11 protein-coding genes are annotated in these 13,431 nt (G+C 39.3%); 8 read left to right on the top strand and 3 right to left on the bottom strand.

Features of this window, described 5'->3' with window-relative positions; all coding sequences use genetic code 11:
* Nucleotides 1-90 precede the first annotated feature (90 nt).
* From ACN9MR_RS22125 to ACN9MR_RS22115, 3 genes are all read left to right on the top strand, one after another.
* On the top strand, nucleotides 91-1,458 hold the full coding sequence (locus tag ACN9MR_RS22125; RefSeq protein ID WP_426326687.1) for a S41 family peptidase: 1,368 nt from the start codon (nucleotides 91-93) through the stop codon (nucleotides 1,456-1,458).
* Between the two features lie 183 nt (nucleotides 1,459-1,641).
* Nucleotides 1,642-2,187 (top strand): TlpA family protein disulfide reductase, encoded by a 546-nt coding sequence (locus ACN9MR_RS22120; RefSeq protein WP_426326685.1) that lies wholly within the window; start codon nucleotides 1,642-1,644, stop codon nucleotides 2,185-2,187.
* Between the two features lie 108 nt (nucleotides 2,188-2,295).
* Nucleotides 2,296-2,925, top strand: coding sequence for a Pr6Pr family membrane protein (locus ACN9MR_RS22115; RefSeq protein ID WP_426326662.1), 630 nt, complete (start codon nucleotides 2,296-2,298; stop codon nucleotides 2,923-2,925).
* On the opposite strand, the gene ACN9MR_RS22110 is transcribed toward ACN9MR_RS22115, so the two are convergent.
* Complete coding sequence (locus tag ACN9MR_RS22110) at nucleotides 2,922-3,812, bottom strand: bestrophin family protein (protein WP_426326658.1); 891 nt, start codon at nucleotides 3,810-3,812, stop codon at nucleotides 2,922-2,924. The two genes, ACN9MR_RS22115 and ACN9MR_RS22110, sit on opposite strands and share 4 nt — an antisense overlap.
* A 151-nt stretch (nucleotides 3,813-3,963) precedes the next feature.
* On the opposite strand from ACN9MR_RS22110, the gene ACN9MR_RS22105 reads away from it, so the two are divergent.
* Together ACN9MR_RS22105 and ACN9MR_RS22100 are read left to right on the top strand one after the other, a co-directional pair.
* Entirely contained in the window at nucleotides 3,964-5,487 is a 1,524-nt protein-coding gene (locus ACN9MR_RS22105) for an MFS transporter (RefSeq protein ID WP_426326657.1), read from the top strand.
* Nucleotides 5,488-5,498: 11 nt separating this feature from the next.
* The gene (locus tag ACN9MR_RS22100; RefSeq protein ID WP_215165650.1) at nucleotides 5,499-5,750 is read left to right on the top strand and encodes a DUF6814 family protein; all 252 of its coding nucleotides are present in this window, start codon (nucleotides 5,499-5,501) and stop codon (nucleotides 5,748-5,750) included.
* Nucleotides 5,751-5,780: 30 nt separating this feature from the next.
* Here the strand turns inward: ACN9MR_RS22100 and ACN9MR_RS22095 are convergent, their stop codons facing one another.
* Nucleotides 5,781-6,572: a rhamnogalacturonan acetylesterase gene (locus ACN9MR_RS22095; RefSeq protein WP_426326656.1), complete on the bottom strand. Its 792-nt coding sequence runs from the start codon at nucleotides 6,570-6,572 to the stop codon at nucleotides 5,781-5,783.
* Between the two features lie 4 nt (nucleotides 6,573-6,576).
* Complete coding sequence (locus ACN9MR_RS22090) at nucleotides 6,577-8,217, bottom strand: glycoside hydrolase family 43 protein (protein ID WP_426326655.1); 1,641 nt, start codon at nucleotides 8,215-8,217, stop codon at nucleotides 6,577-6,579.
* 481 nt (nucleotides 8,218-8,698) lie between these two features.
* Between ACN9MR_RS22090 and ACN9MR_RS22085 the strand changes: the two genes are divergently transcribed.
* From ACN9MR_RS22085 to ACN9MR_RS22075, 3 genes are all read left to right on the top strand, one after another.
* Nucleotides 8,699-9,655 (top strand): pectinesterase family protein, encoded by a 957-nt coding sequence (locus ACN9MR_RS22085; protein WP_426326654.1) that lies wholly within the window; start codon nucleotides 8,699-8,701, stop codon nucleotides 9,653-9,655.
* Between the two features lie 159 nt (nucleotides 9,656-9,814).
* Nucleotides 9,815-11,488: a glycoside hydrolase family 28 protein gene (locus tag ACN9MR_RS22080; RefSeq protein ID WP_426326653.1), complete on the top strand. Its 1,674-nt coding sequence runs from the start codon at nucleotides 9,815-9,817 to the stop codon at nucleotides 11,486-11,488.
* 5 nt (nucleotides 11,489-11,493) lie between these two features.
* Nucleotides 11,494-13,425, top strand: a complete 1,932-nt coding sequence (locus ACN9MR_RS22075) for a glycoside hydrolase family 88 protein (RefSeq protein WP_426326652.1) — start codon at nucleotides 11,494-11,496, stop codon at nucleotides 13,423-13,425.
* The last annotated feature ends 6 nt before the right edge of the window (nucleotides 13,426-13,431 follow it).

Here is a 13,431-nt window from a genome sequence, read left to right as displayed (position 1 = left end):
TTTGTTCAAATGGCCATAATTTTAATGTCGGGGAGGATTTTTCGAGTGGTATAAATATTGAAGCAAAATCTTTTAGATAAAACAAATGATATGAAGAAAATTCTTTTATTGATGCTCTTGCCTATGGCTGTTTTTGCCCAGTCGAATAAATTAACAAAAGCTGACAAAATTTACGGGTTATCAAAATTTTGGCAGGAAGTAAATTATAACTTCGTTTATTTAAACAAAGTAGATCGTGTTAAATGGGATAGCACCTATAAAGCATTGATTACTTCCATTCCCGAAACCAAAACTGATTACGAGTACTATCACGAAATGCAGCGGTTTTGCGCAATGCTTAAAGATGGACATACTAATATTTATATGCCAAATGGTAAAGATTTTGAGCCAATGAATACTATGTTTGGGGATTATCGCCTCTTTATCGAAAACGTGGAGAATAAAGCGATCATTACACATGTTAATTTAAGCAAAAAGGATGAAATTCCTGTTGGAAGTGAGGTTATAGAGGTGAATGGAAAACCAACCGCTAAATACATAGCTGAAGATGTTTCACCTTATATTTCTTCCTCTACCGATTATGTTTTACAGGACTGGAGTATAAGTAAACTGCTTCAGGGACTTGAAGGAAGTCAGTTCGAAATCAAAATCAAAAAACCAAAGGGACAAATTTTGGTCTTAAAATTGACTCATAAACGCACTGAGGAAAAGGAAGTTTTTCCTGCATTTCCTGCAGAATCATCGCTGTTAGATTTTAAATGGTATCCTAATAAGGTTGCTTATGTTGCACTAAACTCTTTTGGAGACGAGAAAATAGATTCTCTTTTTATCACTAAGCTCCCGGAATTGTATGAAGCCAAGGCAATAATAATTGATTTAAGGAATAATGGAGGGGGAAGTACTGGGATTGGAAGTTACATATTGAAATACCTTACCAATGATAGCCTGCTTTATGGCGCCCGTTATTCTACCCGACAATTAACCTCGGCTTTTAAGGCCTGGGGGAAATATACTTCTGCCAAGGACACGATAAACAGTGAATGGAACAAAAAAGCGCTCTTAACCTACCAGGATAATTATTTTTACAATTTAGATTACTATCCGCTGAAAAATAAGCTTTCGGCAAAGCGCATTGTAGTTCCAACGGTACTGTTAATTGGCCACAATACTGCTTCAGCAGCTGAAGACTTTTTGATTTATGCTGATAAACAAAAACACATGACGAAAATCGGCAGAAATTCTTTTGGCAGTACAGGACAGCCTTACTTGTTTGATCTTCCTGGAGGAGGAAGTGCAAGAGTATGTACCAAAAAGGATACTTATCCCGATGGGCGTGAATTTGTAGGCAACGGCATAAAACCTGATATCGAGGTAATTCCAACGGTAAAAGATTTTATAGCCAATAAGGATGCAACGCTGAATACTGCAATTAATTACCTAAATAAAAAGATTAAATAAGCAAATGCATTTACCTCTTTTAATAAAGATAGGTTTGTCATCCTGAGCCTGTCGAAGGAACCGTTTAAGTACGCTTTAAGGTGTTTCGACAGGGTCTCCGTAGGAGTTCCTTTGGACAACATGGTAGCATTTGAGGTGAAATTGCCCTTATGATACACCCTCTTTTTTTTATATTTAGCGCTGATGAAAATTTACTTTATTCTATTGTTCTCTGTTTTTTCTTTCACCGCATTGGCGCAAAATGCCCCTGTTAAATGGGCTACGCAGGAAACTTTTTTTGAAGATTTAATAGGTAAAGATTTACCTCCTTTTAACGGTTTAACCATCAATAAACAACAACTCTCCAATGCCGACTTAAAAAATCAGGTAGTGGTGATTAACTTTTGGTTCGAAAAATGCCCGCCTTGTATAGCCGAAATGCCCGAATTAAATAACCTGGTAGCTAAATATGGCAAAAAGGCTGTACGGTTTATCGGGATTACCCATGATAGTCCGGCGAGTGCCAGGCGTTTCCGAAAACGAAACGGTTATCAATATGAAATTGTATCGTTAAGCAAAGACAAGATCAGACAACTCAATATCAATCATGGTTTTCCGTCGAATGTTTTGGTAGGAAAAGATGGAAAAATCATTTACGCTACTGCTAATATTTCCTTTTCTGACCCTCAGTTTAGAACTAAATCGGTACTTTTTGAGGAGAAGTTAAAATTTGCATTAAAAAGTAATTAATAGTCCTGAAATCAAAGGTTGAAAAAATTAAGCCTTAGTAATAAAGGGCATTAAATTTTATTCATCCACATTAATTTCCTACTTTTCTATCACACTCAGTGTTAGCTTATGGATTTAAAAGAAAATTTCAGGCCTTTTGTTGTTTGTGCTGCGCTTGTTGTATGGTTTTCCCTGGCACTTCAATTCCATGTAAGTTTACAGCTTTTGAATAATGATTATCCTGCAACGCTTAAGGTATTTTTATCATATTTTACGGTAATAACCAATATTATCGTAGCCATTTGCTTTACCAGCTTATCTTTTGTTAAACGAGCTGAATCAGGGAGTTTATTTACTCAAGCATCCACTTTAACTGCTATAACAATCTACATTGTAGTGGTTGGTCTGATTTACAATATCATGCTACGTGGTTTGGCATCGCCTGTAGGTTGGGCCAGGTTGGCCGATGAACTTTTACATGTGGTAAACCCTTTGATCTTTTTGTTTTTCTGGATTTTCTTCGTTAAAAAATCAACATTGCAATACAGGCAGGCCATTACCTGGCTTGCTTATCCAATACTTTATGTCGTATTTATTGTAGTTAGGGGTTATCTGATTAATAAATACCCCTATCCGTTTATCGATGTCGTACAGCTGGGTTATCCAAAAGCTATTCTGAATGCGGTTGTGATCCTGTTTATCTTCTGGCTTTTATCTCTTTTGTTCATACTTATAGGTAAGAAAACAGTTAAAGTTTAAAGCACATATTCGTTATTAATCGGTTTAACAGGCTCTGGAATCTCGTCTTCTTCGAGCATCTGCAAAAGATTGATCTCTATCGTCCTGGTAATCTGGTTAAGCGGAACACCTGCCGAATTGTTTTCGAAAGGATTAACCAGGCTCATTCCATTAATCTGGGTAGATACAAATACGAAACCGATTAACCAGCCCAAAAATATGGCTGCAGGCCCTGCATCCTGACTGATTACCAGGGTAAATGTGACTACAAATAACCAGATAAATACTTTAGTAAGGTAGGAATAAGTAGTTGGGAATATGGTGTTTTTAATACGCTCGTTCATGCCCATAGAATCGGAGAACCTGGTTAGCATCTCGTTAATTTCGATAAAGCGAAAACCATCAATGGCATTAGATTTTGACAATCTCTGTAAATCTCTCGATTGTATGTTTAAAATCGCATTATGCGCATTGTTATGTTTTTTTATTTCTTTTAAATCTGCCTCAGATAAATATTTGGTGTAAATCTCATCTACCGTTCCCCTCAAATTGGCCTTTAAAGCATATAAAAAAGCAATGTGCCTATAAATCATCCGTTTTACGCTTTCCTCCTCTTCATCTACATAATTGATCAATGCCCTTGCAAAAGAGCGGGAATCGTTTACCAAAGCTCCCCATATTTTTCGGGCCTCCCACCACCTATCGTAAGCCTGGTTATTGTTAAAACCGATAAAAAAGGCAATAGCTGTACCTAAAACCGTTGGAATAATGGATGGGATGGAGAAATGATGTGCAATTAAATACTCGCGTACAAAGTAAGCCGCAGTACAAGAGGCAATCATGATCAGATCAACGTGCCACGTATTTCTTAAAATTCTACTTAACCTGATATTTTGTATTAAAAGCATATAATCTGAATGAGAAATAAATTCGTTACGGATGAAAATACAAAACTAAAGCCGAAATGTTTGATAATGTAACAAATTAAATGACAGACAGTACAGGTTGCCGATTGTCATGCAAATGTTTATCTTGGGAAACCAAATATTCTAATTTTTTATGAGCGACATTTTACCCAAGAACAATATCTTTAAAGTAATCGGTGCATCATCGTTAGGTACACTGATTGAATGGTATGATTTTTACATTTTTGGTAGCCTTGCGGTTATCATTGGTCATCAGTTATTTCCAGAAGATGCAGGGGCATCGGCTCTGATCAATACTTTGGCTATTTTTGCTGCAGGTTTTATTGTTCGTCCATTTGGCGCATTGGTTTTTGGCCGGCTTGGCGATTTAATCGGCAGGAAATATACTTTTTTGCTCACGTTGGTGCTGATGGGTGGATCGACATTTTTTATCGGCTTAATCCCATCCTACAAAAGCATTGGTTATGCTGCACCGATTTTGGTTTTAATATTAAGGCTGATTCAAGGATTAGCTCTTGGCGGGGAGTATGGTGGAGCTGCAACTTATGTAGCAGAGCACGCACCTAAAGATAAACGGGGCTTTTTTACCAGCTGGATTCAAACCACGGCAACCTTAGGGCTGTTTCTTTCATTAGGAATTATCGTAATCACAAAAAACATTTTAGGTGCCGAAACTTTTGGCGATTGGGGCTGGAGAATCCCATTTCTGTTATCGATTGTACTGGTAGTGGTCTCGATTTACATTCGCATGAAAATGCACGAATCGCCCATGTTTTCTAAATTAAAGGCAGAGGGAAATGTATCGAAAAATCCACTAAAAGAGAGTTTCAATAACAAAGCGAATTTTAAAATGGTCCTTCTGGCGTTATTTGGTGCTACCATGGGGCAAGGGGTAATCTGGTATACAGGTCAATTTTATGCGCAATCATTTTTAGAGAATACCTGTAAACTGGATTTTAACGACTCGAGGTATATTTTACTTTGGGGAATTGCTTTTGCCACGCCATTTTTTGTAGTTTTTGGCGCCTGGAGCGATAAAGTTGGCCGGAAATGGATTATGTTGAGCGGTATGCTTTTGGGCATCCTTTTTTATCGTCCAATCTATCAAACATTTTTAGATGATACCGATTATACAAAAATTGAACAGACTGATGTTTTATCGGCTAGCCCAGCTCCTGTAACTTCTGTTTTAATTGCGAACTCAACTGATAGCTTGCGAACAGTTTCTACCAAAGTAATGCTTAGAAATGGTGCATCTTTTAACAAGGTGCAAACCGATACGGTTTCTGCAACTAAAGGGATTCTCTTAGGTAAAGAAGTAATAAAAGATAAAGTTTTGCCTACGTCAGTATTCTGGAAATTTGTCGGTTTAATCTTCTTCCAGATTTTGCTGGTAACAATGGTTTACGGGCCAATTGCGGCTTTCCTTGTCGAGCTATTCCCGACTAAAATCAGGTACACCTCTATGTCTTTGCCTTATCATATCGGTAACGGTGTTTTTGGAGGGCTTGTACCATTTATTGCAACACTAATTGCAAGCTTTTCAGGTTCTACACCATTATCCGGTCTGTGGTATCCGATAGGTATAGCAGCGTTGAGCCTGGTTATTGGCGCAATTTATTTATCGAATAAAAGAGACGAAAATATTAACGACTAGATACGAAGAAGATGAATACGTTAAAGAAATTTTTAGGCTTGGTTTGGATGGTTTTAGGGCCATTAACGATGACATTTTTATTTATCCAGGCGATAGATAAAGTGGGCTTGACCCATTCGGATATCGAACGTACCAATACCATTCTGCAATGGGCAATTATCCTGTTTATTTTTCTACCGATCAGTTTAGGATTGATGATATTTGGCTTTTATGCCTGGAAAGGAGAGTATGATCGCCTTCCGGAAAGTTCGGAGGAGTTGTAATTTATACGTTGGTAGGGTAATATCTTTTCCTTAATTCGTATTGCGGTTGATGTTTTTTAATTCGTTATAAACCAACTGTGCAACGGCCTTGGCACCTTCTGGTTGGAAGTGGGTATTATCTTTTTGCCCTTTTGGATAAGCCTCGTATTTGGCTGAATCTAAGTTCATAAAGTAATGTTTGCTTACAAATTCATTGCCTTTTGTCGTGAAAAAACTCGCAGAAAGTGAGGTTAGATCAATAATGGGCGCATTTAATTCTTTGGCAACATCTTTCACAGCTTGTGGATATTCGCCATGTGCACTGCCCAATTTGCCATCTTTCCATGGGTAATTGCGGGTAACAGGCGTGATCAAGATCGGTACAGCACCTTTCGCCCTTGTTTCTTTCACGTACATCCTTAAAAAATCTTTATAGCCCGGGATATCAACATAACGTTCGGGTTTATCTTTAGCGGCATCGTTGTGCCCAAACTGGATCAACACCAGGTCGTTCTTTTGCAAGGTTGATAAAACTTCTTTCCACCTTCCCTCTTCAAAAAAAGTTCTGGTACTTCTTCCCCCTTTTGCTTTATCAATAACCAAAGCGCTGTCGCTTTTAATCAGCCTGTTTAATTTTTTTAAACTGTCTTTTTTTAAGAATTGTTGAAAAACCTGCCCCCAGCCCGTAATGGGATGCTTTTTCTGCAGATAACCTTCGTCTAAGGTATAATCTGCCACGGTGGAATCGCCGATTAAATAAACCTTAACAGGTTTAGGTTTTACAATGAAAGACATCAGTAAAACGGTGCCAAGGGCTGCGATAAGGTATTTATGTTTTTTCATCTTTTTATTTTAATGCTTGTACACGGAACCAATCGTATTCGGCCATTCCTGAATCATTGGTTTGGGTATCTCTGGTGGCAAATATTCCCATTTTTGCGCCGATCCATTGGCCCGCGGTGGCCTGGAACTCATCCCCTATATCCGTAAAACGAGTTCCATCTTCACTGTAACTAAACTGGCATTTTGCACCAGCAGTAACTTTAACCCTGAAATATACCGAGCCCGATTTTAGCTTGGCAATTTCCTTTTCATTTTCGGTTTTTCCCTTGTCGGTACTTTGGCAAACACCGTGCGTAAGATACAATCCGTCTTTTTTGCTTTTAATGCTAATCTGCGCATAACTTCTCCCCATTATCACCAAACCCGTTTTTTCGTTTTCCAATTTTGGGTTAGGTTTAAACAAGAGTTTTGTTGTTGCTATAAATTCATCAGCAGGAAATTTCTGCATCAACAGGTTCGGAACATCCCAAAGGTTTTTGGCATCATCAGGAATTTTTGAAGTGTATAATTTTAATAAACCTCTGCCTGCATCAGTAAATATCCAGGTAGGCTGTGGATTTGCCTGCCACTGCCATTGCAAGCCTAGTTTTGAAGTTTCAAACTCATCACTCTCTATCGGCGTTTCAATCGGATAAACCTTACCTACATTTGGCTTTTTATAGGTGATAACCGGTTCACCTTTTCCGTCGCCATCTGCATCAAGCCCAATAACAGGCCAGTTATTGATCCATTTCATAGGCTGCAGGTGAACCACGCGACCATAAGCATCTTTATCCTGAAAATGAAGAAACCAATCTTCGCCTGTTTGAGTATTTACCCAGGCGCCCTGATGAGGGCCATTTACCGAAGATTTTCCTTGATCCATCGCTACCCTCCTTTCATAAGGTCCGTAGATATTTTTACTTCTTAAAATTAATTGCCAGCCTGTAGAAACGCCTCCGGCCGGTGCGAACAAATAGTAATAGCCGTTGCGTTTATAAACTTTTGGTCCTTCAATGGTTGGGTCGAGTTCGTGGCCATCGTACACAATCCTGCCAGTTTCTGTAGTTTGTGATCCGTCGCTGCTTAAAGGCATAATGGCCAATACACTTTTTATCCCGGCACGGCTTCCTGCGTAGGCGTAAGCGAGGTAGGCCTTGCCGTCTTCATTCCAGAACGGACAAGGATCAATCAATCCTTTACCTGCGGCAACCAATTTTGGTGCAGACCACGTCCCTGTTATGGTTTTAGCCTTTGTCAAATAAATCCCAAAGTCAGGATCTGGATAATAGATGTAGAATTCGCCATTGCGGTAGCGGATAGAAGGTGCCCAAACACCATTGCCATGCTGTGTTTTTTCGAAATGATCGAATGGAGGCTGGCGTTTTAAGGCGTGGCCGATTATTTTCCAATTAACCAAATCTTTCGAATGCAGGATCGGCAAGCCCGGGATGGCATCGAAACTGGAGGCGATCATATAGAAATCATCTCCCACACGGATAGCGTCGGGATCAGAATAATCGGCATTGATAACCGGATTTTTATAGGTTCCGTTACCTAGGTCAGCAACCCAAACTTTAGATATATATCCACTTTTTGGAGCGGGTTGTGCAAACGTATTTATACCAAGGCTTAAAACAAGGATTGAACTAAATAGATATTTCATTTTACAATGATGTTTTTTAATATTTGGTCAGTTATTTATTTAGCGTTATGTCATTCCCGCGCAGGCGGGAACCACGAAGTGCTCAGCAAAGCTAATCTTAATGCGGCTTGTGATTGGAGGCTGTATGTATCATATTTGTAATTCATTTCGAATTTGTCACGTTGAGCCTGTTGAAACGCCTTTTAAGGCATTTAAGGCAAGTCCTTCGACAAGCTCAGGATGACAATGCTATATTTATGACGCAGACGCATGTATTTTATCAAATTAGCCTACTAACAAGATTAAGTCTTTTTTTATTTTTAGGCAAGTTGTTATTGTGCAATCGTTCCCGACATCGTTTGCAATGTTTAATCTCTAAAAAACTTCTTTCTGATGGATATTAATGTTTAAAATTGTTCATCATATATTTTAAAAACACGGCTGCGTTACAAAGTTTATACTTTTACGTGGCCGATTTTAATTTAAGCCTAACCAAATTGATATGAAAGCAATCATCCTATTTTTACTGATAACCACTTCATCAGTTGTTTATGCCCTAGATGTTAAACCCGATTTTGTGGTAGCTGCCGATGGAAGTGGAAATTTTAAAACCGTACAGGAAGCGATACATGCTGTGCCCGATTTCAGGAACAAAACAACCATAATTTTTATCAAAAAGGGTATTTATAAAGAAAAGTTAATCTTGGCGGCTTCTAAAAAGAATGTGAAATTTATTGGGGAGAGCCTAAACGAAACCATTTTAACTTATGATGATTATGCACAGAAGAAGAATGCTTTTGGCGAAGAAAAAGGCACTTCGGGTTCTTCCAGCTTTTATATTTATGGTGAAGGCTTTTCTGCAGAAAACATCACCTTCGAAAATTCATCGGGTCCGGTGGGCCAGGCCGTTGCAGTTTGGGCAGGGGGTGATAAATTAATTTTTACCAACTGCAGGTTTTTAGGTTTTCAGGATACACTCTATACCTATGGTGGCAATAACCGCCAATATTATAAAAACTGTTACATCGAAGGAACGGTCGATTTTATTTTCGGAGCTTCTACAGCCTGGTTCGAAAGCTGTACTATTTTCTGTAAAAAGGCGGGTTATATCACCGCGGCATCAACTGCTGATACTACAAAATTTGGTTATGTATTTAACAAATGCAAAATCAAAGGAGATGCACCAGCCAATAGTTTCTACCTGGGCAGACCATGGAGGGCTTATGCAAAAGTTGCCTACCTCAACTGCGAACTGCCGGATTTTATCCGCCCTGAAGGCTGGAACAACTGGGGTAAAGAGAGCAATGAGAAAACAGCCTATTATGCTGAATATAAAAACACCGGAAAAGGAGCCGATCCGAAAAAAAGGGCAAATTGGGCGCACCAATTAACCGCTGAAGAGTATAGGGACTACATTTTGGAAAACGTTTTCCGTGGGTGGAATCCGGAGGTGAAATAGGTTGGTTAAAGGATTGATATACAGTTATTAATTGCTTCCTTAAAAGCGCTTTTTTGCCTCGTTTTCCGGTAACGATTGCATAGATTTCTCTTCTATTTTAAGTGCAAACAACGTACACTTGTTATTACAATAACCAAGTATAATTTAACAGCGCAAATAATGAAACATATTTCTGGTAGTTTATGCCATATTAAGATAGCCCTCGCATGCTTAATCTTATCTTTTGCAAGTGCTGCCATTGCGCAACAAAAGCAAGCCTTACCCGTTATCCAGCAAGTTAAATTTAAAAAAGATACCACTAGTATTGCCAGTTTCGGGGCAAAAGGTGATGGGATTACCTTAAATACGCAAAGTATCAATAAAACCATAGCCAGCGTGAGTCAGAAAGGTGGTGGTGTGGTTTTGATTCCTTCTGGCTTGTGGTTAACCGGCCCTATTGAGTTAAAAAGTAATGTAAACCTACACCTTAAACGCGATGCCATCCTTCAATTTACCGACGATTTTAACCAATACAAATTGGTGCAGGGAAATTGGGAAGGCCAACCAGCTTGGAGAAACCAGAGCCCGATTTCGGGTGTTAACCTCGAAAATATAGCCATTACCGGAACCGGGATTATCGACGGGAACGGTGGTGCCTGGCGCATGGTTAAAAAAGATAAACTCACCGAAACACAATGGAAAACCTTAGTGGCATCTGGTGGCGTAGTGAGGGCAGACGGAAAAATGTGGTACCCATCTGAGAAAACCGTTAAAGGTTCGAATACCAAAAATGCAGGTTTAATTGAAGCTGGTAAAACAGCAGCCGATTATGAAGATATTAAAGATTTTCTCCGTCCGAATTTGTTGGTTTTAACGGGTTGTAAAAAAATTCTTTTAGAAGGTGTTACCTTTCAAAATTCACCGGCATGGAATTTACATCCCTTACTTTGCGAGGATTTGACCTTAAGAAACCTACAAGTAAAAAATCCCTGGTTTGCGCAGAATGGCGATGGAGTTGATGTAGAATCGTGCAAAAATGTATTAATTGAAGGTAGCACTTTCGATGTTGGTGATGATGGAATCTGTATTAAATCGGGAAGAGATGAAGCGGGCCGCAAACGTGGTGTACCTACAGAAAATGTAATTGTCCGAAATAATGTGGTTTACCATGCACATGGCGGTTTTGTAATTGGAAGCGAGATGAGCGGTGGTGCGAAAAATATTTGGGTGTACGACTGTTCTTTTATCGGCACCGACATTGGCCTGCGTTTTAAAACTACCCGTGGCCGTGGTGGTGTGGTAGAAAATATTTACATCAACAACATCAACATGATCGATATTCCTGGTGAAGCAATTTTGTTTGATATGTATTACGCTGCGGTTGATCCGGTTCCTTTGGCAGGTGAAAAACGCGAAGCCATTAAAACGGTAACCGTTCCGGTAACCGAAGCTACCCCTCAGTTCAGAAACTTTTACATTAAAGATGTGGTAGCCAATGGCGCTGAAAAAGCAATATTTTTCAGGGGATTGCCAGAAATGAATATCAAAGATGTCCACCTGGAAAACGTAACCATAAAAGCGAAGAAAGGCATTGAAATTATTGAGGCTGCAGGAATTTTCCTTAAAAACATAAACGTAATTACCGAAGATACCAGTCCGGTTGTAATGATCCAGAACGGATCCAATATCAATATCAGCAACTTAAAATATCCTGATAGCAGCAAGGTTTTGTTTGACGTATCGGGAGAAAAAACGAAAGGTGTAAAAGTTAGTGGAACAGATGTTTCTAAAGCAAAAATGGCTTCATTTTTAGGTGTAGAGGTAGATAAAAAAGCACTGGAAATTTCAAAATAACAAACATGAAGAGATCAATTCTATATACAGCAGCTGCGCTCATCGGTTTTTCTATTTTAACACAAAGTGGATTTGCCCAAAAGAAATTGTCAGAACAGTTAACCTTAACTGCAATGGAAAAACTGTTTCAGGATACTACATTGTTGAAAGGTGCCAAAGGCCCTAAATGGACCTACGATATGGGGGTGGTATTGGAAGGTGCTGCAGCGGTTTGGCGGAATACCGGTGATGGGAAATATTTCAAGTACATCCAAAGTTCAATGGATGCCTATTTGGATAAGGAAGGAAATATCAATACGTATAAACCTGATGATTTTAATATCGACAACATTAAAAATGGCCGTTCGTTATTATTGTTATACAAAGTTACCGGACAACAGAAATACCTGTTAGCGGCAACTAAATTATACGATCAGCTACAAAAACAGCCGCGTACCCAGGAAGGTGGCTTTTGGCACAAGAAAATCTATCCCAATCAAATGTGGTTGGATGGCTTATACATGGGCGAACCGTTTTACGCGGAGTACGCCAAGCTGATGAAAAAGGATGCCGCTTTCGACGACATTGCCAAGCAGTTTATCCTGATGGAGAAAAATGCCCGCGATGCTAAAACAGGATTACTTTATCACGGTTATGATGAAAGTAGGGCAGAACAATGGGCCGATAAAAAAACAGGCCGCTCGCCAAATTTCTGGGGCAGGGCAATGGGCTGGTACATTATGGCTTTGGTAGATGTGCTGGATAATTTTCCGGCCAATCATCCGCAGCGGAAAGAATTAATCGCCATTTTAAACCGCACAGCAACCGCTGCAGTAAAATACCAGGATCCAAAATCGGGTGTTTGGTTCGATATTTTAGATATGCCAACCAGAAAAGGAAATTACCTCGAAAGCTCTGCTTCGAGCATGTTTGTATATGGCTTGGCCAAAGGTGTGCGTAAAGGTTGGTTGGCACCATCATTTATGGCTGCTGCAAATAAAGGTTACGCAGGCTTAAAGAAAGAATTTGTTGAACAAGCAGGAGCAGAAAGAATTAACCTCACCAAAACCGTTTCGGTATCGGGATTAGGCGGAAAACCTAAATACCGCGATGGAAGTTTCGACTATTACATCAGCGAAAAAGTAATTACCAACGATCCGAAAGGTGTAGGTTCGTTTATCTGCGCCGCTTCAGAAATGGAAATTGCCGCACTACCTAAAACAGGAAAAGGTTTAACCGTTACCGTTGATAATTTTTTTAATAACGAGTATATGACTGGCCCAACCGGAGATAAAATCCCCTTTCATTACGTATGGGAAGAAGATGATAACAATGGCTTTTCGTTATTCGGTAAAGTATTTAATGATGCTGGTGTAAAAACCACGACCCTTAAAACGGCACCAACAGCAGCAAATTTAAAAGGCAGTAACATTTACATTATTGTAGACCCTGATACGGAGAAAGAAACGGCAAACCCAAATTTCATGAATGCTGCACATGCCAAACAGGTTAGTGAATGGGTTAAAGCTGGCGGTGTATTGGTACTCTTATTAAATGATGCTGGTAATTGTGAAATTTCAAAATTCAATGTGCTGCCAGAAACTTTTGGTATCCATTTTAACGAAGATAGCCGCAATAAAGTTCAAGGCTCGAACTTTGAACAAGGCGCTGTAAAAATCCCCGCCGGAAATTCAATTTTTAAAATGGCCAGGAAAGTTTACATCAAAGAGATTTCGACTATTGTGGCAAAAAAACCTGCCGTTTCGGCCTTAACAGATAATGGCGATGTGCTTATTGCAACAGCAAAATATGGCAAAGGAACTGTTTTCACAGTAGGCGATCCTTGGTTTTACAATGAATATATAGATGGCAGAAAATTGCCCGCAGATTTTGAAAACTTTAAAGCAACGAACGATCTGGTGAACTGGTTGATTAAACAGGTTCCGGGTAAAAAGTAGGATTTA

The organism is Pedobacter sp. R-06 (genome assembly GCF_049913135.1).
GTDB lineage: Bacteria > Bacteroidota > Bacteroidia > Sphingobacteriales > Sphingobacteriaceae > Pedobacter.
This window is presented reverse-complemented; position numbering and strand designations above follow the sequence as displayed.